General features: G+C 72.8%; 18 protein-coding genes and 1 pseudogene. 11 read left to right on the forward strand and 8 right to left on the reverse strand.

Features of this window, described 5'->3' with window-relative positions; all coding sequences use genetic code 11:
* Window positions 1–221: 221 nt before the first annotated feature.
* Window positions 222–1,400 (forward strand): quinolinate synthase NadA, encoded by a 1,179-nt coding sequence (nadA, locus tag ABZ822_RS20530; RefSeq protein WP_360855792.1) that lies wholly within the window; start codon window positions 222–224, stop codon window positions 1,398–1,400.
* Between the two features lie 174 nt (window positions 1,401–1,574).
* On the opposite strand, the gene ABZ822_RS20535 is transcribed toward nadA, so the two are convergent.
* From ABZ822_RS20535 to ABZ822_RS20555, 5 genes are all read right to left on the reverse strand, one after another.
* Window positions 1,575–4,805, reverse strand: coding sequence for an efflux RND transporter permease subunit (locus ABZ822_RS20535; RefSeq protein WP_360855795.1), 3,231 nt, complete (start codon window positions 4,803–4,805; stop codon window positions 1,575–1,577).
* Window positions 4,806–5,152: 347 nt separating this feature from the next.
* Window positions 5,153–5,839, reverse strand: a complete 687-nt coding sequence (locus ABZ822_RS20540) for a response regulator transcription factor (protein ID WP_360855799.1) — start codon at window positions 5,837–5,839, stop codon at window positions 5,153–5,155.
* Entirely contained in the window at window positions 5,836–7,467 is a 1,632-nt protein-coding gene (locus ABZ822_RS20545; protein WP_360855802.1) for a histidine kinase, read from the reverse strand. The genes ABZ822_RS20540 and ABZ822_RS20545 overlap by 4 nt, the downstream gene beginning before the upstream one ends.
* 352 nt (window positions 7,468–7,819) lie before the next feature.
* Window positions 7,820–8,098: a hypothetical protein gene (locus ABZ822_RS20550; protein ID WP_360855805.1), complete on the reverse strand. Its 279-nt coding sequence runs from the start codon at window positions 8,096–8,098 to the stop codon at window positions 7,820–7,822.
* A gap of 64 nt (window positions 8,099–8,162) precedes the next feature.
* Complete coding sequence (locus ABZ822_RS20555; protein WP_360855808.1) at window positions 8,163–8,957, reverse strand: PspA/IM30 family protein; 795 nt, start codon at window positions 8,955–8,957, stop codon at window positions 8,163–8,165.
* 255 nt (window positions 8,958–9,212) lie between these two features.
* Here ABZ822_RS20555 and ABZ822_RS20560 point away from each other — a divergent pair, with 255 nt between their 5' ends.
* Together ABZ822_RS20560 and ABZ822_RS20565 are read left to right on the forward strand one after the other, a co-directional pair.
* Complete coding sequence (locus tag ABZ822_RS20560; RefSeq protein WP_360855811.1) at window positions 9,213–9,809, forward strand: DUF3043 domain-containing protein; 597 nt, start codon at window positions 9,213–9,215, stop codon at window positions 9,807–9,809.
* A gap of 68 nt (window positions 9,810–9,877) precedes the next feature.
* Entirely contained in the window at window positions 9,878–10,654 is a 777-nt protein-coding gene (locus ABZ822_RS20565) for a methyltransferase domain-containing protein (protein WP_360855815.1), read from the forward strand.
* Between the two features lie 176 nt (window positions 10,655–10,830).
* On the opposite strand, the gene ABZ822_RS20570 is transcribed toward ABZ822_RS20565, so the two are convergent.
* Window positions 10,831–11,085, reverse strand: coding sequence for a hypothetical protein (locus ABZ822_RS20570; protein WP_360855818.1), 255 nt, complete (start codon window positions 11,083–11,085; stop codon window positions 10,831–10,833).
* Between the two features lie 195 nt (window positions 11,086–11,280).
* Between ABZ822_RS20570 and ABZ822_RS20575 the strand changes: the two genes are divergently transcribed.
* From ABZ822_RS20575 to ABZ822_RS20585, 3 genes and pseudogenes are all read left to right on the forward strand, one after another.
* Window positions 11,281–12,486, forward strand: coding sequence for a bifunctional adenosylcobinamide kinase/adenosylcobinamide-phosphate guanylyltransferase (locus ABZ822_RS20575; protein WP_360855821.1), 1,206 nt, complete (start codon window positions 11,281–11,283; stop codon window positions 12,484–12,486).
* A gap of 149 nt (window positions 12,487–12,635) precedes the next feature.
* Complete coding sequence (cobT, locus tag ABZ822_RS20580; RefSeq protein ID WP_360856249.1) at window positions 12,636–13,715, forward strand: nicotinate-nucleotide--dimethylbenzimidazole phosphoribosyltransferase; 1,080 nt, start codon at window positions 12,636–12,638, stop codon at window positions 13,713–13,715.
* A 453-nt stretch (window positions 13,716–14,168) separates the two neighbouring features.
* Window positions 14,169–14,792 (forward strand): annotated as a pseudogene (locus ABZ822_RS20585) (hypothetical protein); the annotation flags it as partial.
* A 50-nt stretch (window positions 14,793–14,842) separates the two neighbouring features.
* On the opposite strand, the gene ABZ822_RS20590 reads toward ABZ822_RS20585, so the two are convergent.
* The gene (locus ABZ822_RS20590) at window positions 14,843–15,580 is read right to left on the reverse strand and encodes a hypothetical protein (protein ID WP_360855824.1); all 738 of its coding nucleotides are present in this window, start codon (window positions 15,578–15,580) and stop codon (window positions 14,843–14,845) included.
* Window positions 15,581–15,772: 192 nt separating this feature from the next.
* On the opposite strand from ABZ822_RS20590, the gene ABZ822_RS20595 reads away from it, so the two are divergent.
* The 5 genes from ABZ822_RS20595 to ABZ822_RS20615 all read left to right on the forward strand — a co-directional run bounded on the left by ABZ822_RS20595 (window position 15,773) and on the right by ABZ822_RS20615 (window position 23,346).
* Complete coding sequence (locus ABZ822_RS20595; RefSeq protein ID WP_360855827.1) at window positions 15,773–16,630, forward strand: adenosylcobinamide-GDP ribazoletransferase; 858 nt, start codon at window positions 15,773–15,775, stop codon at window positions 16,628–16,630.
* 283 nt (window positions 16,631–16,913) lie between these two features.
* The gene (locus ABZ822_RS20600; RefSeq protein ID WP_360855830.1) at window positions 16,914–18,449 is read left to right on the forward strand and encodes a leucyl aminopeptidase; all 1,536 of its coding nucleotides are present in this window, start codon (window positions 16,914–16,916) and stop codon (window positions 18,447–18,449) included.
* A 390-nt stretch (window positions 18,450–18,839) separates the two neighbouring features.
* Window positions 18,840–20,228 (forward strand): dihydrolipoyl dehydrogenase, encoded by a 1,389-nt coding sequence (lpdA, locus tag ABZ822_RS20605; RefSeq protein WP_360855833.1) that lies wholly within the window; start codon window positions 18,840–18,842, stop codon window positions 20,226–20,228.
* A 49-nt stretch (window positions 20,229–20,277) separates the two neighbouring features.
* Window positions 20,278–22,038 carry a 2-oxoglutarate dehydrogenase, E2 component, dihydrolipoamide succinyltransferase gene (gene sucB / locus ABZ822_RS20610; protein ID WP_360855836.1) on the forward strand — a complete coding sequence of 587 codons (1,761 nt, stop codon included), beginning with the start codon at window positions 20,278–20,280 and terminating at the stop codon, window positions 22,036–22,038.
* Window positions 22,039–22,185: 147 nt separating this feature from the next.
* Complete coding sequence (locus tag ABZ822_RS20615) at window positions 22,186–23,346, forward strand: WYL domain-containing protein (protein ID WP_360855839.1); 1,161 nt, start codon at window positions 22,186–22,188, stop codon at window positions 23,344–23,346.
* On the opposite strand, the gene ABZ822_RS20620 is transcribed toward ABZ822_RS20615, so the two are convergent.
* Complete coding sequence (locus ABZ822_RS20620) at window positions 23,337–24,266, reverse strand: SDR family oxidoreductase (RefSeq protein ID WP_360855842.1); 930 nt, start codon at window positions 24,264–24,266, stop codon at window positions 23,337–23,339. The two genes, ABZ822_RS20615 and ABZ822_RS20620, sit on opposite strands and share 10 nt — an antisense overlap.
* Window positions 24,267–24,314 lie beyond the last annotated feature (48 nt).

Consider the following 24,314-nt stretch of genomic DNA (forward strand, 5'->3'; position numbering starts at 1 on the left):
ATTCCGGGCCTGGCACGTTCACTTCCGCGTTCATGCTCGCACACCTCGCGCCGTACGGTCGCGACGCTGTGCCGTGACCACGGTACGGCTCCGGGCGGGCGTCCCGGGAATGCGTCACATCGACGCGATGCCCGTCGTCAAACTGACGCGAAGCGGTTATGATAGATAGCGTCAATCAGACGAAAAGGTGCGTCTGCGGAACACAGAAAGGGTGCGTGTCAGTGACCACCGCCCAACCCCTCGATGTCCAGCCGACGCCGCTCGCCCTGCTCCTGCTCGGCCGCGAGGCCGACCCGAAGAGCGAGCGCGGTGTCGAGTGCCCCGGCGACCTGCCCTCCCCGTCCGACCCGGACCTGGTGGAGCGCGCCCGGGCGGCCAAGGCTCGGCTCGGGGACAAGGTCTTCGTGCTCGGCCACCACTACCAGCGTGACGAGGTCATCCAGTTCGCGGACGTCACCGGTGACTCCTTCAAGCTCGCCCGGGAAGCCGCCGCGCGTCCGGAGGCCGAGTACATCGTCTTCTGCGGTGTGCACTTCATGGCCGAGTCCGCGGACATCCTGACCGCCGACGACCAGCAGGTCGTACTGCCCGACCTCGCCGCCGGCTGCTCGATGGCCGACATGGCCACGGCCGAGCAGGTCGCCGAGTGCTGGGACGTGCTGACCGAGGCCGGGGTGGCCGAACTCACCGTCCCCGTCTCGTACATGAACTCCTCGGCGGACATCAAGGCGTTCACGGGCCGGCACGGCGGGACCATCTGCACCTCGTCCAACGCCAAGCGCGCGCTGGACTGGGCGTTCGAGCAGGGCGAGAAGGTCCTCTTCCTGCCCGACCAGCACCTGGGGCGGAACACGGCGGTCCGTGACATGGGGATGTCGCTCGAGGACTGCGTCGTCTACAACCCGCACAAGCCGGGCGGCGGTGTGAGCCCCGAGGAGCTGCGCGCCGCGAAGATGATCCTCTGGCGCGGTCACTGCTCGGTGCACGGCCGGTTCTCGCTGGAGTCGGTGCGGGACGTACGGGAGCGGATCCCGGGCGTGAACGTGCTGGTGCACCCCGAGTGCAAGAACGAGGTCGTCGCGGCCGCTGACTTCGTCGGCTCGACGGAGTACATCATCAAGGCCCTGGAGGCGGCGCCCGCCGGATCGAAGTGGGCGATCGGTACGGAGCTGAACCTCGTACGGCGCCTGGCGAACCGTTTCGCCGACGAGGACAAGGAAATCGTCTTCCTCGACCGCACGGTGTGCTTCTGCTCGACGATGAACCGGATCGACCTCCCGCACCTCGTCTGGGCGCTGGAGTCGCTGGCGGACGGCAAGACGGTCAACCGGATCCAGGTGGACCCGGAGACGGAGAAGTTCGCCAAGCTGGCGCTGGAGCGGATGCTCGCGCTGCCGTAGCGGACACCACCCGCGCACGAAGCCCGGGCCGCCCCATCGAGGGCGGCCCGCGGACCCGGCGCGGGCCGATGCGTCACGTACGGGATCACGGGGCCCGTACGCGACGGGGGCGGTCCCCGCGGCCTCAACGAGGCTGCGGGGACCGCCCTTTGAACGGTTCGGACGCGGTACCGGTCAGACGCCCGCCGGCTCCGACTCCCGCTCCGGCGCCGCCGCGTCGCCCGCCGCCTTCGCGCGCTTCGCGGCGCGCTTGGTGCGACGGCGCTCCTTGCGGAGCTCGACCATGGCGTACAGCGTCGGCACCAGCAGCAGCGTGAGCAGCGTGGAGGTGACCAGACCGCCGATCACCACGACCGCCAGCGGCTGCGAGATGAAGCCGCCGTCACCGGTGATCGCCAGCGCCATCGGCAGCAGTGCGCAGATGGTGGCCAGCGCGGTCATCAGGATCGGCCGCAGACGGTGGCGTCCGCCCTCGACGACGGCCTCGACGACGCCGTAACCCTGCGCCCGGTACTGGTTGACGAGGTCGATCAGCACGATGGCGTTGGTCACCACGATGCCGATCAGCATCAGCATGCCGATCAGGGCCGGGACGCCCATCGGCGTGCCCGTGGCGACGAGCAGACCGATCGCGCCCGTCGCCGCGAACGGGATGGAGATCAGCAGGATCAGCGGCTGCACCAGCGACTTGAAGGTCGCGACCAGCAGCATGAAGACGATCGCGATGGCCGCCAGCATGGCCAGGCCGAGCGAGGAGAACGCCTCGTCCTGGTCCTGGGAGACACCGCCGATGTCCGCGGTGGCGCCGTCGGGCAGCTTCAGCTTGTCGATCTTCGACTGGAGCTGGGTGCTCACCTCGCCGGTGTTGTCGCCGGTGGCCTTGGCCTTGATGGTCGCCGCGCGCGATCCGTCGATCCGGGTCATCTGGACCGGCCCGGGGACGGTCTTCACGTCGGCGATGCGGCCGAGCTTCACCGTGCCGGCGGGCGTGGCCAGTTCGAGGTTCCGCAGCTGGGCCTCGGTCGTCGCGGGCTTCTCCGCCTTGAGGACGACGTCGCGCTCGGTCTCGCCGAGCACCGCCTTGCCGGTGGTGGTGCCGCGTACGGCCTGGGTGACGGCCTGCCCGAGGGTGGCGTCGGAGTAGCCGTAGCCGGCTGCTTTGGAGTTCGCCGTGACGGAGATGCGCGGGACGCTCTGCGCCAGGTCGCTCTGGACGTCGGTGACGTCGTCGAGCTTCGCGACCTCGGCGCGCACCTGCTCGGACGCCTTCTTCAGCACATCGGCGTCCGCGGCCTTGACCACGACGCTGAGGTCCTGGCTGCCGAAGCCGTCGCCCGCCTGCACGGTTGTCTGGCCGGCGCTCTTGCCGAGGCCGTCCAGGCCGTCGCGGATCTTCTCGATGGCGGCGTCGGAGTCGTCGGAGCTGCGCAACTTGACCTGGTACGTGGCCTGGTTGGCGCCCGTACCGCCGCCGAAGGCCGCCATGAGACCGGACGAACCGACCGTGACCTGGTAGTCCTTGACCTCGCGGACGCCGTCGAGCAGCTTCTCGACCTTCTGCGATGCGGCGTCGGCCGCCCCCAGGCTGGTGCCCGCTTCGAGCTCCTGCCGGATCGAGAGGGTGTCTTGGTCGCCCGCGTCGAAGAAGTTGGTCTTCAGCAGCGGTGCCATGCCGAGCGTGCCGACGAACACCACGACCGCGATCAGGATGCTGGTGAAGCGGCGGCGGGTGGCGAAGCGCAGCACCGGCACGTACATCCGCTGGAGCAGGCTGCGGGACTCCTTCTCCTCCGAGAGGCGGCGCAGCTCGTCCGGGTCCATGCCCGCCGAGCCCTTGGGGGCGCGCAGGAACCAGTACGAGAGCACCGGCACGACCGTGAGCGACACGATCAGCGAGGCGAGCAGGGCGACCGTGACGGTCAGCGAGAACGGGCCGAACAGCGCGCCGGTCATGCCGCCGACGACACCGATCGGCAGGAAGACGGCGACGGTGGTGAGCGTCGAGGAGGTGATCGCTCCGGAGACCTCCTTGACCGCTTCGAGGATGGCCTTCTGGCGCTCCTCGCCGTACGAGAGGTGCCGCTTGATGTTCTCCAGGACGACGATCGAGTCGTCGACGACGCGGCCGATGGCGATCGTCAGCGCGCCGAGCGTGAGCATGTTGAGCGAGAGATCCCGGGTCCACAGCACGATCAGGGTGATCACGACGGACAGCGGGATGGACACCGCGGTCACCAGCGTGGACCGCAGCGACACGAGGAAGACCAGGATCACGACGACGGCCATGAGGAGGCCGAGCATGCCCTCGGTGGTGAGGCTGTCGATGGACTTGGAGACCGCGGGGCCCTGGTCGCTGACGACGGTCAGCTCCGCATCGGAGCCGAGGTCCTTGCGCAGCTCGGGCAGCTTGTCCTGGACGGCCTCGGAGATGTCGACGGCGCTGCCGTCCTGGCCCATCGTCAGGACGACGCCGAGGCTGGGCTCGCCGTTGGTCCGGGTGATGGAGACCGGGGTGGCGGACTCGTCCTTCACCTCGGCGACGTCACCGAGCCGTACGGCCTTGGGGGACGCGCCGGCACCCGTGCCGCCGCCGGCGGCCTGGCCGCTCTCGCCGCCCTGACCGCCGCCCTGGCCGCCGCCGCTCTGGCCGCCTGCCGCGGCGGCCGCCGCGGAGACGCGCAGGTCCTCGATCTGGCGCACCGACGAGAAGCCGCTACCGACCTGCACGGTCCTGCTCTTGCCGTCCTCGGCGAACGAACCGGCAGGCACCGAGGCGCCACCTGCTTCCAGCGCCTGGCCCAGAGCCGCTGCCGAGAGTCCCGCCCGGGCCGTCTTCTTCTCGTCCGGCGTGACCGACACGATGCGGTCCTGGACGCCGTCGATCGTGACCTGGCCGACGCCCTCGATGTCCTTGAGGGCCGGGACGACGGAACGGTCGAGCTGGTCGGCGAGCGCCTGCTGGTCCTTGCCGGAGGTGGCGGCGAGGACGACGGCGGGCATGTCGTCCGTCGAGCCGGCGACGACCTGCGGGTCGACGTCGTCCGGCAGTTCGGCGCGCGCCCGGTTCACGGCCTGCTGGACGTCGGCGACGAGCTGATCAGTGCCGTTGCCGTAGTCGAACTGAGCCATGATCACGGCCGAGCCCTCGCTCGCCGTCGCCGTGACGCCGGTGATGCCGTCGACCGACTCGATGCTGTCCTCGAGCGGCTGGACGACCTGCTTCTCGACGACATCGGGGGACGCACCCTGGTACGGGGCCAGCACCGACACCATCGGCAGCTCGATGGACGGCAGCAACTGCTGCTTGAGCTGGGGTATCGCGACCGCTCCGAAGGCGATGGCGATGAGCGCCATGAGGGCGATCAAACCCCGTTGTACGAGGCTGATTCTCGACAGCCAGGACATGGGTGGAGGTCTCTCTTCTGTTGCCGGTCGTGAAGCGGTCTTATGCCGCGCTTATACGATCAGCCACGGAAGACGCGATTCCGTCGCTCCCAGGTCGGTTATCGGCCAGGCCGACTACCGCGAGCGCAGTACGGCCCTCTCCCCCGTCGGTCCTCCCTTCGACGTACCGGTCTCTCGGCCCCTCCGGTGACCGGCCCTGCGACCGGCTCGGGACGGCCCGAGCACGGCCAGGGGTCGGAGCGTCAACGGCCCCCGGACAGCGCCGGAAACGGCCCCGGTCAGGGCGCGAACGGGCCGCCGGCCGGCACGTGAGCGGGCGCGGCGATCCGTCCCCGGTGCCCTGCCCGTCAGTCCACCCTGGGGCGGACCAGCCCGGTCTCGTACGCGATCACCACGAGCTGGGCGCGGTCGCGGGCGCCGAGCTTGGCCATCGCCCGGTTCACATGGGTCTTCACGGTCAGCGGGCTCACGGCCAGCCGCTCGGCGATCTCGTCGTTGGAGAGCCCGCCCGCGACGAGGACGAGGACCTCGCGCTCGCGCCCGGTCAGCGCCGCCAGCCGCTCGGCGCCGTCGCCCCGCTCCTCGGCGGAGTCCGAACCCTCGGGCTGCGCAAGGAACTTGGCGATCAGGCCCTTGGTGGCGGCGGGCGACAGCAGCGCCTCGCCCGCGGCGGCGACGCGGATGGCCGCGAGCATCTCCTCCGGCTCAGCGCCCTTGCCGAGGAAGCCCGAGGCACCCGCGCGCAGCGACTGCACCACGTACTCGTCCACCTCGAACGTCGTCAGCATCACCACGCGGACGCCGTCGAGCGCCGGGTCGGCGCTGATCTCCCGGGTGGCGGCCATGCCGTCCGTGCCGGGCATCCGGATGTCCATGAGGACGACGTCGGCCCCGCGTTCGCGTACCACCCGGACCGCCTCCGCGCCGTCGGACGCCTCCCCCACGACCTCCATGTCGGGTTCGGAGTCGACGAGGATGCGGAACGCGCTGCGCAGCAGCGCCTGGTCGTCCGCGAGCACCACCCGGATCGTCACGTAGCCCCCTTCCGCGCGGCCTCCCCGGCCTGCGTGTCCGTGAGCGGCAAGCGTACGTGGACGCGGAATCCGCCGCCGTGGCGCGGGCCGGTCTCGCACACGCCGCCCAGGACGGCGGCGCGTTCCCGCATGCCCATCAGGCCGTGGCCGCCGCCGGAGTCGGGGCGGCGGATGTCCGCGCCGACCGCACTGTCCGTACGGTCGGGGGCGGGGTGGTCGCTCACGCCACGGTCCGGGGCCGGGAGGTCGGTCCTCGTACGGTCCGGGGTCGTGTCCTTCCCGTTCGCCGCCTTGGAGTTGGCGGATTTCAGGCCGGCGCCCTTCGCGTTCACGCCCTTGCCGTTCGCGGCCTTGCCGCTCGTGCCCTTCGCGTTCGTGCCCTTCGGATTGGCGGCCTTGGTGGCCTTCGCGAGCGCCCCCGCGGCGCGTGGCTCGGTCCGTACGCCCCGCTCCGGCCCCGCGGCGGCGGCCAGGTCCGTCTGCGCGGGCTCCCCGGCGCCGTCGTCGAGGACCGTGATCTCCAGGGACTGACGGGCCCGGGCGATACGGACGACGGCCCGTGCCCGCTCGCCCGCATGCTTCTGGGTGTTGGTGAGGGCTTCCTGCACCACGCGGTACGCGGTCAGGTCGACGCCCTTCGGCAGGTCGCCGATGGCCTCCGCCGCGTCCTCGGCACGCCGGCTGTGCCACGGCCCCTGGCCCCCGGCCCTGGGCACCTCCGAGGCCACCTCGACCTCGACCGGCAGGCCGGCGCGCGCGAAGGAGTCGATGAGCTGATCGAGGAGGCCGAGGCCCGGGGCGGGTTCGGTCGGGGCCTCGGGGTCGCCGAACTGGCGCAACAGCCCCACCGTGGCGCGGAGTTCGGTCAGCGCGGAACGGCTGGCCTCCCGTACGTGCGCCAGCGCCTCCTTGGCCTGGTCCGGACGGTTGTCCATGACATGGGCCGCCACCCCGGCCTGCACGTTGACCAGCGCGATGTGGTGCGCCACCACGTCGTGCAGCTCGCGGGCGATCCGCATGCGCTCCTCGGCGACGCGGCGGCGGGCCTCCTCCTCGCGGGTCCGCTCGGCGCGCTCCGCACGCTCCCGGATGGCGTCGACGAAGGCGCGGCGGCTGCGGACCGCGTCGCCGGCGGCCGCGGCCATACCCGTCCACGCGAAGATCCCGACGTTCTGCTGGACGTACCAGGGCCGGGCGCCGAAGAGCATGGCGGTGGCCGTGAGTCCCACGGCCGTGAGCAGCCCGACCCGCCAGGTCGTCGAGCGGTCGGTCCTGGAGGCCACGGTGTAGACGGCCACGGCCGCGGTGATGGCGACGGGCGAGGTGTCGTCACCGCGGACGACGACCAGCTCGGCCAGGGACAGGACGCTGGTGACGGTGAGGACCCGCTGCGGCATCCGGCGGCGCAGCACGAGCGCACCGGCGGCGAGGACGGCGAGGGCGACGCTCGCCGCCTCGGGGCTGCGCTCGCCGTACTGCCGGCCGTGCGGGCCGTGGGGCTCGGTCACCATGCCGACGAGGATGATGGCGAGCACGACCGCGGCCACGGCGGCGTCGAGGGCCAGCGGATGGGCGCGCAGCCAGCGCTGGGGACGGGCGAGGCCCTGTCCGACGGCGAGGGAGGTCACGACAAGCAACGGTAAGCGGTGCCGGGGGCACCTCGACAGCGGGCGTGGACGCGCGGACGCGCACGGATGTGCCCGAGGCGGCCGGCGCACTCGATATCCCGCCGATATGGCCGGATCGACCCCGTTCCGTTCCGGGGGTCGTCGTCCGTATCGGGAGGCGGGTTTCCGTTCCGGAGCGAGCGCCGCTCCCGTCCTCCCGCCCGCGGCCCATGACGCGGCGATGGCCAGGTCCCCGTCCGGGAACCTGGCCATCGCCGGGTGCTGCTGTGCCCGCGTACCGAAGACGTGCTCACGCCAGGACGCGTACGGGGTCGGGCGGTGTCGCGCGCCGAGGCCGACGGGCGACCGCGGGTCAGCCCGGGATCAGCCCGTCCTCGCTCAGCATCTCCCTGACCTCTTCGAGCGTCGCGTCCGGAGCCGGAAGGATCAGTTCGGACGGTTCGAGGGAGTCGTCGGGCAGCGGCTCACCCAGCTCACGGACCTCGTTGAGCAGCGCGGTGAGGGTCCGCCGGAAGCCCGCGTCGTCCCCGCTCTCCATCTCGGCGAGCAGTTCGTCGTCCAGCTTGTTGAGCTCGGCGAAATGACGGTCCGCCAGCTCCACCTGGCCCTCCCCCATGATCCGCACGATCATGACGACCTCCCGATACGTCCGGTGCGCGCCGGCGCCCGGCCACGGCTCCCTGCGTGGCCGGCGCCTAGCTCTTGTCGAACCGCGGCCGTTCCTCGGACTGCTGCGGCGCCGCCTGCTGCTCCGGGCCTCCCTCAATAGCCTGCTGCGAACCGCTGCCGCCCGCCAGCTCGGCCTTCATCCGCTGCAGCTCCAGCTCGACGTCCGTGCCGCCCGAGAGCCGGTCCAGCTCGGCCGCGATGTCGTCCTTGGCCATACCGCTCTGGTCGTCGAGCGCGCCGGAGGCGAGCAGCTCGTCGATCGCGCCCGCGCGCGCCTGGAGCTGGGCCGTCTTGTCCTCGGCCCGCTGGATCGCCATGCCGACGTCGCCCATCTCCTCGGAGATGCCGGAGAAGGCCTCGCCGATCCGGGTCTGCGCCTGCGCGGCGGTGTAGGTGGCCTTGATCGTCTCCTTCTTCGTGCGGAATGCGTCGACCTTGGCCTGGAGCCGCTGCGCCGCCAGCGTCAGCTTCTCCTCCTCGCCCGTCAGCGTCTGGTGCTGCGTCTCGAGGTCGGTGACCTGCTGCTGGAGCGCGGCACGGCGGGAGAGCGCCTCGCGCGCCAGGTCCTCCCGGCCCAGGGCGAGCGCCTTGCGGCCCTGGTCCTCGAGCTTCGCCGACTGTCCCTGGAGCTGGCCGAGCTGCAGCTCGAGCCGCTTGCGGGAGGTGGCCACGTCCGCCACGCCCCGGCGGACCTTCTGAAGCAGCTCGAGCTGCTTCTGGTACGAGTAGTCGAGGGTCTCGCGCGGGTCCTCGGCCCGGTCCAGGGCTTTGTTGGCCTTCGCGCGGAAGATCATCCCCATCCGCTTCATGACACCGCTCATGGGCCTCGCGCGCCCCCTTCTTCCGGGCTCGGACTGCAGCACGTCTCTAGACCCAACAGTACGGGTCCTGCCTCTATTACCGCACTGTTCCGCCCCCCATGCGCTCCTCCTGCAGGACGATCACGGAACGGTTTTCTCCGGCGCAGGGAGTAGGTGGGACCGGGGTACGTCCGCCGTAGGTCCGGCGCGCCGTTGCCGGATCGTGCCCGTGGGGCCTGTGGGTCGGCGGCGCCGGAACCCGTACCCTTGGGCTTTGTGTTCCGAAGCCGTTCCAAGGATGAGCAGGCCGCCGTCACCAGGATGACCGCGGACCAGCCACAGCAGCCACGCGACCCGCAGGCACCCAAGGGTCGCCCCACCCCCAAGCGCAGCGAGGCCCAGTCCCAGCGCCGCAGCCTGGCGTCGACGCCGACCAACCGCAAGGACGCGGCCAAGCGCACCCGCGAGGCACGCCGCGCGGACATGGCCCGGCAGCGCGAGGCGCTGGCGAGCGGTGACGAGCGCTATCTGCCGGTCCGGGACAAGGGCCCCGTCCGGCGCTTCGCCCGCGACTTCGTCGACTCGCGCTTCGCCGTCGCGGAGTTCTTCCTGCCGCTCGCCGTGCTCATCCTGGTCCTGAGCATGCTGCCGTCGCCGTCGATCAAGAACATCTCGCTGCTGCTGTGGCTGGGTGTCATCGTCATGATCGTCATCGACTCGATCGGTGTCGCCATCCGCCTGAAGAAGCAGCTCCGCACCCGCTTCCCGAACGAGAACCTGCGTGGCGCCGTGCCGTACGCCCTGATGCGCACCCTGCAGATGCGCCGGCTTCGCCTGCCCAAGCCGCAGGTCAAGCGCGGAGAGCGGCCCTGAGCGCTCCGCCCGCCCCCCGCGAGGCCGCGGTCGGCGGGCTGGAGGATCTTCTCGACCCGGACGCCGCGGTGCGGCACGAGCTGGTGGCCCGCCAGCTCGAGGAGCAGATAGCGGGCCGCTTCCCGGTGGGGCAGCGGCTGCGGATCCTCGACGTGGGGCTGGGCCCGGGAGCGCCGGAGCCGCAGACCCGGGGCGGTTCCCAGGCGCTGCGCCTGGCCCGCGCGGGCCACAAGATCACGATTCTGGAGTCCGACCCGCGGACCCTCGCCGCGCTGCGCGCCGATCTGGTGACGGAGCCGGAGGGCATACGGGAGCGGGTGCGGTTCATCGAGGGCGCGGGCCGCGACACGGGCGTCCACTTCCTGCCGGGCAGCTTCGACGTCGTGCTGTGCCACGGCGTGCTGATGTACATAGCGGAGCCCGATGCGATGCTGGCGGGCCTGGCCCGGGTGCTCGCCCCGGGCGGACTCCTGTCGCTGCTGGTGCGGAACGCCGACGCGCTGGCCATGCGGCACGGTCTCGCGGGTGACTGGGAGGGCGCTCTCACCGCGTTCGACTCCCCCGTCTCCACGGGCACCGGCGGTCTGAAGCTGCGGGCCGACCGGCTCGGAGCGCTCACCGCCACCCTGGCGGGGATCGGCGCCCCGCTGCACACCTGGTACGGCGTACGGGTCTTCGCGGGCCCGGGCGGTGCCGGCGAGGGGCTGCCGCACTCCGCCGGCACGGTCCCGCTGCCGCGCTCCGCCGACGGGGAGCGGATGCTCGCCGCGGAGGAGCGGGCCGGGCGCACCGACCCGTACCGCGCGGTGGCGGCGCTGCTGCATCTGTGCGGCGTACGCGGCTGAGCGGGGCCCGACCGCACCACGGACACCGGTTCACCGGCGCCTGATCACGTACCCGGTTCACCGGCGCCTGATCACGTACGAAGGGTCAGGGGATAACCGGTCACGGTCGCCTGATCATGCGCGAGGGGCGCGGCCGCCACGGCGGCCGCGCCCCTTGCTGTCCGCCCCGCGGGCGGTCAGACCTCGGACGCCTCCGACGCCTCCGACTCCTCCGACTCCTGCGCCGCCTCCTCCGCGTGCAGGCTCATCGGGCCGTAGATCTTGGTGCCGTCCTCGAAGAGCGACACCTGGTCCGCACCGCCGTCCGCCAAGTCCTTCCACACCTCGCCGACCCAGGACTCGGCGTCCCCTTGGGTGCTGAACTCCTCGGGCTCGACCGCGGGCACGGTCTCGGTGCCGTCGGCCTTCTCGAACCGCCACGTCCACGCCATGTGCGCCTCCCTGCGTCCCTCTGAAGTCCCTCCGCGTGCATGCCTGACGCAGCCTAACCGGCCCGGCCGGGCCGGCGCCGGGACGCCGGCCGGTCACCACCCGGCCGATCGGTGCCGGCCGCGGGGGACGTACGGCGGTCCGTACCCGGGTGCCCCGGCGCGCCCGGCGCTCGGCGACGCGAGACGATCAGGGACGTGGACATCACTCTGCTCGGGACCGGAACGCCCGGCGGCCTGCCCCGCCCAGGCTGCCCCTGCGCCGCCTGCGCGGCCGCGGTCGGCGACGAGGCGCGGGCCCCGACCGCGCTGCTGGTGGACGGTTCGCTGCTGCTCGACCTCACACCGGGTGCCGCGCTGGCCGCCGCCCGCGCCGGACAGACAGTGACCGGCGTACGGCAGGTCCTGCTGTCCCATCCGCAGAACGGGCCCGCCGTCGAGGCACCGGCAGGACTGCCCGCGCCCGAGCGGGTCCCGGACGGGCGCGAGATCACCCTGATCAGCGGCCACCAGGTGCAGGCCATCGCCGTGGACGTGCCGGGCACGGGCTACGCGGTGACGGGCCCGGAGGGCGACCGGCTGCTCTACCTCCCCCCGGGTGCGGCGCCCGCGGGCGAGTCCGAGGGCCACCAGCCGTACGACCTGGCCGTCCTCGACGTCGTCGGGCGGCCCGACGCGCTCGCGCGGCTGCGCGGGGCGGGCGCCGTCGCGGCGACCACGGATGTGGTGGCCGTCCACCTCGACCACGACGTGCCGCCGGGGGCCGAGCTGCAGCGCAGGCTGGCGGCCGCGGGATCGCGGGCCGTACCGGACGGGGAGACGCTGGTGGCCGGTGACTTCCACGCGGTCCCTGACCTGCCGCGCCGCACGCTGGTCCTCGGCGGCGCCCGTTCCGGCAAGTCGGTGGAGGCGGAGCGCCGGCTGGAGTCGTTCCCCGACGTGGTCTACGTGGCGACCGGCGGCACGCGCGAGGGCGACGACGACTGGGCGGAGCGGGTCGCCCTGCACCGCGAGCGGCGCCCTCGCTCCTGGCGTACGGCCGAGACCTGCGAGCTGGTGCCGCTGCTGGCCGAGGAGGGGCCGCCGCTGCTCATCGACTGCCTGGCGCTGTGGCTGACCGATGCCATGGACCGGGCCGGGGCGTGGGACGAGGAGCGGTGGGCCTCCGGTGTGGCGCGGCGCGAACTGCACGAGCGGACGGACGCGTTGACGCAGGCGGTACGGGCCACGACGCGCCGGGTCGTCGCCGTGTCGAACGAGGTGGGCTCCGGGGTGCATCCGGCGACCTCGGCGGGGCGGCGGTTCCGCGACGAACTCGGGCGCCTCAACGCGGCCTTCGGGGCCGAGTGCGAGCATCTGCTGCTCGTGGTGGCGGGCCAGCCGCTCCCGCTCCGCCCGCGCTGACGCCCCGTGAGCGCCGCCGCGGGCCGGGCCCGCCGTGCGGGGACGGCGAATTGGGGCCGCGAACCGGGGCGGGCGGGGGACGTTGCCGCGGGCGCACCCGGCCCGGCGGCGGCCCGTTCCGCGACGGTAGGGTTCAGCGCGTGAGCGGCCTGAATCTCGACGACTTCGGCAATCTGATCGAACGACCCGACGGCGGGGTGCGGCGGGACGCCGAGGAGCGGCGCGAGCGCCTGATCGTGCCCCCCGGTGCCCTGGGGCGCCTGGACGAGCTGGGCGACTGGCTCTCCGCCGCGCAGAGCGCGGTGCCGGTGAAACCGGTCGAGCAGCCACGTGTCGTGCTGTTCGCCGGTGACCACGGCGTGGCCGGGCTCGGTGTCTCCGCCCGCCCGGCGGGGACCACCAGGGACCTGGTGCGGTCCGTCCTCGACGGCGAGAGCCCCGTGGCCGTACTGGCCCGCCGGTTCGGTGTCCCCGTACGCGTGGTGGACATGGCCGTGGACTGCGATCAGGAGGAGTTGCCCGAGGACGTCGTACGGCACCGTGTCCGCCGGGGCTCCGGCCGGATCGACATCGAGGACGCCCTCACGGCCGAGGAGGCCGAGCAGGCTGTGCGCGCCGGGATGGCGGTGGCGGACGAGGAGGCGGACTCGGGGACCGACCTCGTCGTGCTCGGCGATCTGAGCGTCGGCGGGACCACGGTCGCGGGCGCGCTGATCGCCGCCCTCTGCGGCACGGACGCGTCGGTCGTCACCGGCAGGGGCGGGGCCGGGATCGACGACCTGGCCTGGATGCGCAAGTGCGCCGCGATCCGTGACGCGCTGCGCCGGGCGCGGCCGGTCCTCGGCGATCAGCTCGAACTGCTCGCCGCGACGGGCGGTGCCGATGTCGCGGCGATGACCGGGTTCCTGCTGCAGTGCGCGGTGCGCCGTACGCCCGTGATCCTCGACGGGGTCGTGTCGGCGGCGTGCGCCCTGGTCGCGCAGCGCGTGGCGTTCCGGGCACCGGACTGGTGGCTGGCGGGACAGGCGAGCGGCGAACCGGGGCAGGCCAAGGCGCTGGACCGGATGGCACTCAACCCTCTGCTCGACCACGGCGTCACTGTGGGCGAGGGAACGGGGGCGCTGCTCGCTCTGCCACTCGTGCAGGCGGCGGCCTCCCTGGCGGCGGAACTGCCCGAGCGCCCGGACACGGGCCCGGACGGGACACCGCAGGAGCCCGAGCTCGACTGACCTGCGCCGCGGGCCCACCGGTCCGCGGGTACGAGCGCACGGTATGCCGCGCCGCGGACCGCGCCGGTGACGGCGTGACCTCGCCGGTGACGGCGTGACCGCGGCGCCGTGCACCCGGCTTCTCCCCCACCACCGATTCCGTACGGTCGCTCGTCAGGGGGAGAAGTCCACGTGCATCCCAAGCATGCGGAATGCGCCGTTCGTTACGCGCCGCACGGAGCCGAGCCGTCCACCTGGTCCGCACGGCGAAGAGGCGGAGGTGCCTGGTGCGACACGGCATCCGAGCCGCGGAACAAGGGAGTTGAGCTCCCGGGTGGCCCGGATCGCGCGCGAGGCGCGAGCCGGGGCGCCGGGGGACGCGTTGCGGGTGACGGGGAGCCCGGCACGGCACGGCGCGCGGAAGGCACTCCGGAGGGTCGGACGGGCCGGGTCTCCCGGGCCGGTGCGCGCCTCATGCACGCAGCCCGCACCGAGTGGGACACGGTCCTCGGCCCCGTGCGCGAAGCGCTCCTGACCCGGCGGCCGCTCGTCCTCGGCGCGATCCCGCTGGCCGTCGCGGCGGCGTGTCTGACAGGGCTGTTCCAGCTCCTCCAGTCCCAGCCGTGGGGCTTCCAGCCCGTCCAGGACATCGGTGCCGTACGGGCCGGGCAGCCGTGGTGGCTCGCCGCCCTGCGCACCCCGCTGTCGCTCTTCGTCCCCGCCCCCGACCTCCCCGTCTGGGGTGCCCTCGCCCAGATCCTCATCGTCTTCGGCATCGGGCAGATCTGCCTCGGGTGGCGCCGGACGCTGGCGGTCGCCCTGCTGGCGACCGCCGCCGGGACGCTGTACGCGCGGTACGGCGTCGCCGTCGGGCCGGACGGCTTCCTCGGCCTGCCCGCCACCGACGCGCTGGTCACCGACACCGGCCCCTCGGCGGCCGTCGTCGGCCTCGCCGTCCACCTGGCGTGGCACCTCCGCGCCTGGATCACGGGCGGGGTCGTGGTGACGGCGATGACCGTCGAGGTGATCCTCGAGCCCAATCTTGCGGGCAAGGAGCATCTGGCCGCCATCGCGGCCGTGCTGGTGCTGTGCGCGGCGCGGGCGGCGTACGGCACGGTGCGCGAACGCGGCGCGCTGCGCCTGGCACGTCAGCGGCTGGGGGCACCAGCCACCAGGTCCTGGAAGCGCCGGCCGAGCCTGTCCCACCGTTTGTCGTGGCGGTACGCCCGGATCCGCGACCGGGCTCTCGCCTTCGGGCGTTCCCTGTAGAAGCGCTTGGCCCAGGGCGAGGTGGGCCGGGCGAGGCGTACGGCGCCGACGAGGGAGAAGTACGGGATGAACGCGCCGATGACGGCGAGTCTCAGCTTCCCCTTCACCAGAGCGATCAAGGCGATGAGGAAGTTGAGGCAGATGTTCGCGATCACGGTGAGGCGGTCCGCCTGCTCCTCGTCGGTCACGCCGTTGACGCCGAACGGGACGAAGCCGAGCAGCATGAGGCCGACCAGCGCGGCGGTGAGTACGACGACCTCGACGCTCTGCCGCCCCTGCTCGGTCCAGTAGACGTCGGCGAGGTGCAGCACGAGCGCGAACTCGTCGAGGACGAGCCCCACCCCCACGCCGAACAGGACCGCGGAGAGCCCGCTGCCGAAGCCGTGCCCGTAGCCGCCGATCACGCCGAAGCCGCCGATGACGGTGAGGATGATGCCGGGGACGACGTGGTGGATGTGCATCCCGCCCGGTGTGACGTTGCGGAACGGGCCCTTCCCCGCCCGGATCATCCGCGTGATGGTCCGGGTGATGAGGAAGGTGAGGATGAAGGCCGTGAGGGCGAGGAACAGCGGCAGCTTGCCGGGCTCCACGATGTTGCGGTCCCACCAGCCGCCCATGACATCCGCTCCCCCGCGTCGAACTGATCCCTTTTCTACAGATTTGCGCTAGACGGCAATGTACTGCCCGCGGTGCGCCGCGGCCTGCGGGACGGTCACTGCGCGTTGGGGTACGGCCCGGTCACGGTTCGCGGCTCGCTGCCGGGCAGCCTGCGCGCGGCCCGCGGCTCGCTGCCGGATAGCCTGCGCGCGATGAGCGACACGACCTCGGGGCCCGCCGCGGCCGGCCCACCGGAGCCGCCGGAGCCGGGCGACGGCACGGCCTCCGGCTCGGCCGCCACCTGGGGCGAGGGGCTGCGGTTCGCCTTCGGCACCCTGACGGTCTTCCGGGTCACCGTGGCGCGCTGGGACCGGGAGGCCGCCCGCGCGGGAATGCTCTGCGCGCCCGTGGCCGGTGCGGCCGTCGGCCTCTGCGCGGCCGTCGCCTCCGGGCTGCTGTACGCCCTGGGCGGCGGAGCGTTGCTCGCGGCGGTGGCCGCCGTGGCCGTACCGGCGGTGCTCACCCGCGGCCTGCACCTGGACGGTCTGGCCGACACCGCCGACGGGCTCGGCAGCGGCAGGCCCGCCGATGACGCCCTGCGGATCATGAAGCAGTCGGACATCGGTCCGTTCGGCGTCGTCACCCTGGTCCTCGTCCTGCTGGCCCAGGTCGCGGCCCTGTACGAGCTGTTCGGGGCGGGCGCCGGGCACGGCGTCCTCGCCGCCGTCGTCGCCGCGGTCGCGGCCAGGTCGGCCCTCACCCTCGCCTCGCGCAGCGGCGTCCCGGCGGCCCGGCCCGGCGGCCTCGGCGCCGCGGTCGCGGGCGCGGTCCCCGTGCGGAGCGCCGCGCTCGCGGTCGGCGTCACGGTGGCGGCCTGCACGGCCGCGGGCGCCGCCCTCGGACCGTACGGCGCCGTGCGGTACGGGCCGGCCGTGCTGGTCGCGCTCGGTGCGGCCGAACTCCTGCTGCGCCACTGCCGGCGCCGTCTCGGCGGCGTGACCGGCGATGTGTTCGGGGCACTCGCCGAGACCGCCGCGACGGCCGCCCTGCTCGCGCTCGCCGTCGCCTGACGCCTCATTCGTAGCGCGAAGCGACCGCGACGGAACTTCCCCACCACAAACGCACGTTCGGGCCAGGGAGCCCGCGGCGGCACACTCCCCGTACCGCGCGGGCGGTCGCCCCGGGCCCGCGCCCAGGCCGTGCACCCTTGCCGGGCGGGACCCCTGTCCGGCCGTCGGAATACGATGCTCGCAGCGCCCGGGGCCGTGCGCGGCAGTTGCGGCGGCCCGTCCGGGCTCGCGGCGGCCGGCCCACCGACTGGCCGAGGAATGCAACGGAAGAGGACCTCAACCCGTGACTGCTCTGACTATCAGCACCTCCTCAGCGGCGACGCTCCGCGCCGACGCCGTCGTCATCGGCGTCGCCAAGGGCGAGAAGGGGCCCGTCGTCGCGCCAGGCGCCGAGGCCGTGGACAAGGCGTTCGACGGGAAGCTGGCCGCCGTCCTGGAGACCCTCGGCGCCTCCGGCGGCGAGGGCGAGGTGACCAAGCTCCACGCCCCGTCGGGCCTGAAGGCCCCGGTCGTGCTGGCGGTCGGTCTCGGTGAAGCCCCCGCGAAGGGCGACGGCTTCGACACGGAGACCCTGCGGCGCGCCGCCGGGTCCGCGGCCCGCGCGCTGTCCGGGTCGAAGAAGGGCGCGTTCGCGCTCCCCGTCACCAGCGCCGAGGACGCCGGGGCGGTCGCCGAGGGCGCGCTGCTCGGTGCGTACGCCTTCAACACCTACCGCAGCAACGGCAACGGCAAGGCCGGCTCGAAGAAGAACGACAAGAAGGCGCCGCTCGCCGAGGTCGCCCTGCTGGGTGGCAAGTCCCGCGACAAGGCCTTCAAGGCCGCCATGGAGCGGGCGAGCGCGCTCGCCGCCGAGGTGCACCGCGCCCGCGACCTCATCAACACCCCCTCCAACGACCTGACCCCCAAGTCCTTCGCCGCCGCCACGCAGGCCGCCGCCAAGGAGTTCGGGCTCAAGGCCGAGGTGATGGACGAGAAGGCACTCACCAAGGGCGGCTACGGCGGCCTGATGGGCGTCGGCCAGGGTTCGGCCAACCCGCCCCGCCTGGTGCGCCTCGCCTGGACCCACCCGAAGGCGAAGAAGACCGTCGCCCTCGTCGGCAAGGGCATCACGTACGACTCGGGCGGCATCTCGCTGAAGCCGGCCGGCCACAACGAGACGATGAAGTGCGACATGAGCGGCGCGGCCGCCGTCTTCGCCACCGTCGTGGCCGCCGCCCGCCTCGGCCTCCAGGTCAACGTCACCGGCTGGCTCGCGCTCGCCGAGAACATGCCGTCGGGCACCGCGACCCGCCCCGGCGACGTGCTCTCGATGTACGGCGGCAAGACCGTCGAGGTGCTCAACACCGACGCCGAGGGCCGGCTCGTCCTGGCCGACGCGATCACCCGCGCCTGCGAGGAGAAGCCGGACGCGCTCGTGGACGTGGCGACCCTGACCGGCGCCATGGTGCTGGCCCTGGGCAACCGCACGTTCGGGATCATGGCGAACGACGACGCGTACCGCACCGCGATCCACGAGATCGCCGACGAGGTCGGCGAGCAGTCCTGGCCGATGCCGATGCCGGCCGAACTGCGCAAGGGCATGGACTCGCCGGTCGCCGACATCGCCAACATGGGAGAGCGGATGGGCGGCGGTCTGGTGGCCGGGCTGTTCCTGAAGGAGTTCGTCGCCGACGGCATCACCTGGGCCCACCTGGACATCGCGGGCCCGGCCTTCCACGAGGGCGCCCCGTACGGCTACACCCCCAAGGGCGGCACCGGCTCCTCGGTCCGCACCCTGCTGCGGCTCGTCGAGCGCACGGCGGCCGGCGACCTCGCCTGAGCGATCCGTCACGTCGGTCACGTCACGGCCCCGGGCCTCGCGCCCGGGGCCGCGTGCACGCCGAGGGCCCGGCGCACGGACCGCGGACGCGTTCCGGCGGCCGGGGCGGCATCGCCCCAGGTCGTCCGGGGCCGCTTCGCGTTCGCCCTCGACGAAATCCGTACGACGTACGCTCGAGTAACCGAAGTGCCAGGTCCCCGGACCTGTCTCAGACCGTGGCCCCGCGTCCCGCCTCCTCCGAACAAGTGCGAAGATGTTGTGTCGGCAGGACAGGGCCCCGGCTCACTTACCGAGCGAGCCGACCCGAGGGCCGACAGAAAAGCGGCCGAACCACAGCCGCCGCCCGGTCGCCGTGACCGGCTCCGGCGCACCATGCATGGAGGACGTGACGTGGCGAACGACGCCAGCACCGTTTTCGACCTAGTGATCCTCGGAGGCGGCAGCGGTGGTTACGCCGCCGCTCTGCGCGGGGCACAGCTGGGCCTGGACGTCGCACTGATCGAGAAGGACAAGCTGGGCGGGACCTGCCTGCACCGCGGATGCATCCCCACAAAGGCTCTGCTCCACGCCGGTGAGCTCGCGGACCAGGCTCGCGAGGGCTCCGAGTTCGGTGTGAAGACCTCTTTCGAGGGCATCGACATGGCCGGCGTCCACAAGTACAAGGACGGCGTGATCTCGGGCCTGTACAAGGGTCTGCAGGGTCTGGTCGCCTCCCGCAAGATCACCTACGTGACCGGTGAGGGCCGTCTCTCCTCGCCCACCTCGGTGGATGTGAACGGCGAGCGCTACGAAGGCCGCCACATCCTGCTGTCGACCGGCTCCGTGCCGAAGTCGCTGCCGGGCCTGGAGATCGACGGCAACCGTGTCATCTCCTCCGACCACGCCCTCGTCCTCGACCGCGTGCCGAAGTCCGCGATCGTGCTGGGCGGCGGCGTCATCGGCGTCGAGTTCGCCTCCGCCTGGAAGTCCTTCGGGTCCGAGGTCACCATCGTCGAGGCGCTGCCCCACCTCGTCCCCGTCGAGGACGAGGACAGCTCCAAGCAGCTCGAGCGCGCCTTCCGCAAGCGCGGCATCAAGTTCTCCCTCGGCTCCCGTTTCCAGGGCGTGGAGTACACCGCGGACGGTGTGAAGGTCACGCTGGAGAACGGCAAGACCTTCGAGGCCGAGGTGCTGCTCGTCGCCGTCGGCCGCGGCCCGGTCTCCCAGGGCCTGGGTTACGAGGAGGCCGGGGTCGCCATGGACCGCGGCTTCGTTCTCGTCGACGAGTACATGCAGACCAACGTGGAGTCGATCTCGGCCGTCGGTGACCTCGTCCCGACGCTGCAGCTCGCACACGTGGGCTTCGCGGAGGGCATCCTCGTCGCCGAGCGGCTGGCGGGCATCAAGACCGTGCCGATCGACTACGACGGTGTGCCGCGCGTCACGTACTGCCACCCGGAGGTCGCGTCGGTGGGCATCACCGAGGCCAAGGCCAAGGAGCTCTACGGCTCGGACAAGGTCGTCGCCCTCAAGTACAGCCTGGCGGGCAACGGCAAGAGCAAGATCCTCAAGACCGCGGGCGAGATCAAGCTCGTCCAGGTGCGGGACGGCGCCGTCGTGGGCGTCCACATGGTCGGTGACCGTATGGGCGAACAGGTCGGCGAGGCGCAGCTCATCTACAACTGGGAGGCGCTGCCCGCCGAGGTCGCGCAGCTCATCCACGCGCACCCGACGCAGAACGAGGCGCTCGGCGAGGCTCACCTCGCGCTGGCGGGCAAGCCTCTGCACTCCCACGACTAGTCCTCGGGCGCGACCCATCCGCACAGATCGTTAAGGAGCAACCGAAACCATGGCGGTTTCCGTAACCCTGCCGGCGCTCGGCGAGAGCGTGACCGAGGGCACCGTCACCCGCTGGCTGAAGGCGGAGGGCGAACGCGTCGAGGCCGACGAGCCGCTGCTCGAGGTCTCGACCGACAAGGTCGACACGGAGATCCCGGCCCCCGCGGCCGGTGTGCTCTCCTCCATCAAGGTGGCCGAGGACGAGACCGTCGAGGTGGGCGCCGAACTGGCCGTCATCGACGACGGCAGCGGTGCGCCCGCGGAGGCTGCGGCCCCGGCGGCCGAGGCCGCTCCCGAGCCTGCCGCTCAGCCCGAGCCCGCCCCCGCCCCGGCCGCTGAGGCCGAGGCACCCGCCCCTGCCCCGGCCGCCGCTCCGGCGGGCGGCTCCGCCGAGGGCACCGAGGTCGTCCTGCCCGCGCTGGGCGAGTCGGTGACCGAGGGCACCGTGACCCGCTGGCTGAAGCAGGTCGGCGAGTCGGTCGACGCCGACGAGCCGCTGCTCGAGGTCTCCACCGACAAGGTCGACACCGAGATCCCGGCCCCGGTCGCGGGCACCGTGCTCGAGATCCTCGTCGGCGAGGACGAGACCGCGGAGGTCGGCGCCAAGCTGGCCGTCATCGGTGCCGCCGGTGGCGCTCCGGCCGCCGCCCCGGCCCCCGAGGCCCCGGCGCCCGCACCGGCCGCGGAGGCTCCGAAGGCCGAGGCCCCGAAGGCGGAGGCTCCGGCTCCCGCCCCGGCGCCCGCGCCGGCCGCGGCTCCGGCCACCGCTGCCCCCAAGGCACCGGCCCCGGCTCCGGCTCCGGCCGCGCCGTCCATCCCGGCCCCGTCCGCTCCGGCGGGCGAGAGCGCGGGCGCGTACGTCACTCCGCTCGTGCGCAAGCTCGCCGCCGAGAACGGCGTGGACCTGGCCGCGGTGAAGGGCACCGGTGTCGGTGGCCGCATCCGCAAGCAGGACGTCATCGCCGCCGCCGAGGCGCAGAAGGCCGCGACCCCGGCTCCGGCCGCCGCTGCCCCCGCCGCCAAGGCCGCCCCCGTCGAGCCGTCCCCGCTGCGCGGGCAGACGGTGAAGATGACCCGCATGCGCAAGGTCATCGGCGACAACATGATGAAGGCGCTGCACGAGCAGGCCCAGCTCACCTCGGTCGTCGAGGTGGACGTCACGAAGATCATGCGGCTGCGGGCCCGGGCCAAGGACAGCTTCGCGCAGCGTGAGGGCGTCAAGCTCTCGCCGATGCCGTTCTTCGTCAAGGCCGCCGCCCAGGCGCTGAAGGCCCACCCGGTCATCAACGCCCGGATCAACGAGGACGAAGGCACCATCACCTACTTCGACACCGAGAACATCGGTATCGCGGTGGACTCCGAGAAGGGTCTGATGACCCCGGTCATCAAGGGTGCGGGCGACCTCAACATCGCCGGTCTCTCCAAGAAGACCGCGGAGCTGGCGAGCAAGGTCCGTGGCAACAAGATCACTCCGGACGAGCTGTCCGGCGCGACCTTCACGATCAGCAACACCGGCTCGCGCGGTGCGCTGTTCGACACGGTCATCGTGCCGCCGAACCAGGCGGCCCTGCTCGGCATCGGTGCGACCGTCAAGCGCCCGGTGGTCGTCGACCACCCGGAGCTGGGCGAGACCATCGCCGTGCGGAACATGACGTACCTGTCGCTCTCCTACGACCACCGCCTGGTGGACGGCGCCGACGCCGCCCGCTACCTGGTGGCCGTCAAGGAGATCCTGGAGGCGGGCGAGTTCGAGGTCGACCTCGGCCTCTGACGCCCTCGCAGGACCGCGTACGCAGCGGCGCCCCCGTCCGGATCGCTCCGGGCGGGGGCGCCGTCGTCCGCCCTCCTCCCTCTCTTCCGGCACCGCCGGGTCTCCGCTCCTGCCCGCGCTGTCAGAGGTGCCCGGCATGATGGCTCCATGCGTGCGGCACGGCTGATCAAACTGGTGCTGCTGCTCCAGTCCCGGCCGTCGATGACGGCCGCCGAACTGGCGCAGCAGCTCGAGGTCTCGGAGCGGACCGTCGCGCGCGACGTCCTCGCCCTCTCCGAGGCCGGGGTGCCGGTGTACGCACACCGGGGCCGCGCGGGCGGATACCGCCTCATCGGCGGCTACCGCACCCGGCTGACGGGCATGGGCCGCCGGGAGGCCGAGGCGCTCTTCCTCTCCGGGGTGCCCACGGCCCTGCGTGAACTGGGCCTCGACGACGCGGGGTCGGCGGCGCGTCTGAAGGTGGCGGCGGCGCTGCTGCCGGAACTGAGCGACGCCCCCGCCAGCGCCGCACAGCGCTTCCACCTCGACGCACCTGGCTGGTGGCAGGAGCCGGAGACCCCGGAGCTGCTGCCGGACATCGCGAACGCCGTCTGGGACGACCGCACCCTCCGCGTCCGCTACCGCAGGAGCGGCGGCGAGGTGGCCCGGGAGCTGGAGCCGTACGGTCTCGTGCTGAAGGCCGGGGTCTGGTATCTGGCGGCGCGCCCGGCCGGGGCGTCCGCTAACGGCACGGCTGCCGGGGAGGAAGCGCCGCACGGCGGCGATGCCGAGGTCCGCGCGGCCCACCGCGTCTACCGCGTGGACCGGTTCACGGAGGTGGCGCCCGGACCCGAGCGCTTCGTCCGGGACGAGTCCTTCGACCTGGAGGCGTTCTGGGCGGAGCGCGCGGAGGCGTTCGCGCGCTCCATCCTGCGGGAGACGGTCGTCCTGCGGCTCACCGAAGCCGGGGCGGCCCGGCTTCCGTACGTGACCGACCGCGCGGCGGGCCGGGAGGCGGTGGATGCCGCGCGGCCCGGGCCGGACGGGTGGGTGACGATCACCCTGCCCGTCGAGTCGCTGACGGTCGCGTTCGCCCAGCTCGCCGCGCTGGGTCCGGAGGTCGAGGTGCTGGAGCCGCCGGAGCTGCGCCGCCGCTTCGCCGAGTCCGCGGCCCGTACCGCCGCGCTGTACGACGGAGGCGCACCTCACGATCGGGCCGCACCTCACGACGGCACCGCACGTCACGACCGGGCGGGACCTCCCCGCACCACCGATGCGGAGGAGGGGGAGATGCCGCGAGGATCCGGCGGCGGCCGGGATCAGCGGTAGCCGGTGTCGTCCTTGTCCAGGCCGGCCCGCTCGACCTCCTCGATGTACCGCCAGGCGTCGGGGCGCGTGCCGTCGGCGTCGGTGAAGCCGTAGACCTGGGCCAGTTGGCCGCTGGAGAGCGACTGTCCGTTCCAGCGCGCGACGTCGGGGTCCGTGGCGAGAGCGGCCAGGGCCCGGCCGACGTAGAGCGGCGACTCCGAGATGCAGAAGCTGCGTACCACCTGGATGCCCTCGCGCCAGTTCTCCTCGGTGACGCCGAAGGCGTCGAGCATCTGCTCGGAGCGCAGGAAACCGGGGGTGAGGGAGACGGCGGTGCAGCCCAGGTCCTTCAGCTCCTCGGCGAGGCCGAGGGCCATCCGGATCGGGGCGTACTTGGTGAGGTCGTAGAAGAAGTTCTCCCGGTACCGGGCATTGGTCTCGGCCGTGCCGTCGGTCACCTCGACGACCAGCCCGCCCGGCCGCCGGACCAGCAGCGGCAGGGCGGCGTGGCTGGTGATGATGTGGGTCTTCACCCCCAGCTCCAGCATCCGCAGGCCCTTGTCGAGGTCGCACTCCCAGGGCTTCTTCGGCTCCTCGATGTGCTCGAGCAGGTGCTCCCCGCCCCAGATGTCGTTGACAAGGACGTCGAGCCGGCCGTGGTCGCGGTCGATGCGCTCGACGAGGGCCCGCACCTGCTCGCGGTCGAGGTGGTCGGTCGGCACCGCGATGCCCTCGCCGCCCGCGGCCGTGATCAGCTCCGCGGTCTCCTCGATGGTCTCGGTCGCACGGCCGACCTCGCTGACGCGGTCGCGGGTCGTCCGGCCGGTGGCGTAGACCGTGGCACCGGCCCGCCCGAGCTCCACCGCCATGGCGCGTCCGGCGCCGCGGGTCGCTCCCGCGACGAGGGCGACCTTCCCGGTCAGTGCGCGCTCTTCGCTCACGTGTCATTCCTTTCGCCGTGCCCGCTGTCGTGTGCGCACCGACCCTGT

This window comes from Streptomyces sp. NPDC047108, from assembly GCF_040643575.1.
Classification (GTDB): Bacteria; Actinomycetota; Actinomycetes; order Streptomycetales; family Streptomycetaceae; genus Streptomyces.

Excerpts from the sequence above, each read along its gene's own strand:
- ABZ822_RS20535 (WP_360855795.1), bottom strand. The coding sequence starts at position 4,805 with ATGTCCTGGCTGTCGAGAATCAGCCTCGTACAACGGGGTTTGATCGCC.
- ABZ822_RS20550 (WP_360855805.1), bottom strand. The coding sequence starts at position 8,098 with ATGATCGTGCGGATCATGGGGGAGGGCCAGGTGGAGCTGGCGGACCGT.
- ABZ822_RS20555 (WP_360855808.1), bottom strand. The coding sequence starts at position 8,957 with ATGAGCGGTGTCATGAAGCGGATGGGGATGATCTTCCGCGCGAAGGCC.
- ABZ822_RS20570 (WP_360855818.1), bottom strand. The coding sequence starts at position 11,085 with ATGGCGTGGACGTGGCGGTTCGAGAAGGCCGACGGCACCGAGACCGTG.
- ABZ822_RS20590 (WP_360855824.1), bottom strand. The coding sequence starts at position 15,580 with ATGGGCGGCTGGTGGGACCGCAACATCGTGGAGCCCGGCAAGCTGCCG.
- ABZ822_RS20595 (WP_360855827.1), top strand. The coding sequence starts at position 15,773 with ATGAGCGACACGACCTCGGGGCCCGCCGCGGCCGGCCCACCGGAGCCG.
- sucB (WP_360855836.1), top strand. The coding sequence starts at position 20,278 with ATGGCGGTTTCCGTAACCCTGCCGGCGCTCGGCGAGAGCGTGACCGAG.
- ABZ822_RS20615 (WP_360855839.1), top strand. The coding sequence starts at position 22,186 with ATGCGTGCGGCACGGCTGATCAAACTGGTGCTGCTGCTCCAGTCCCGG.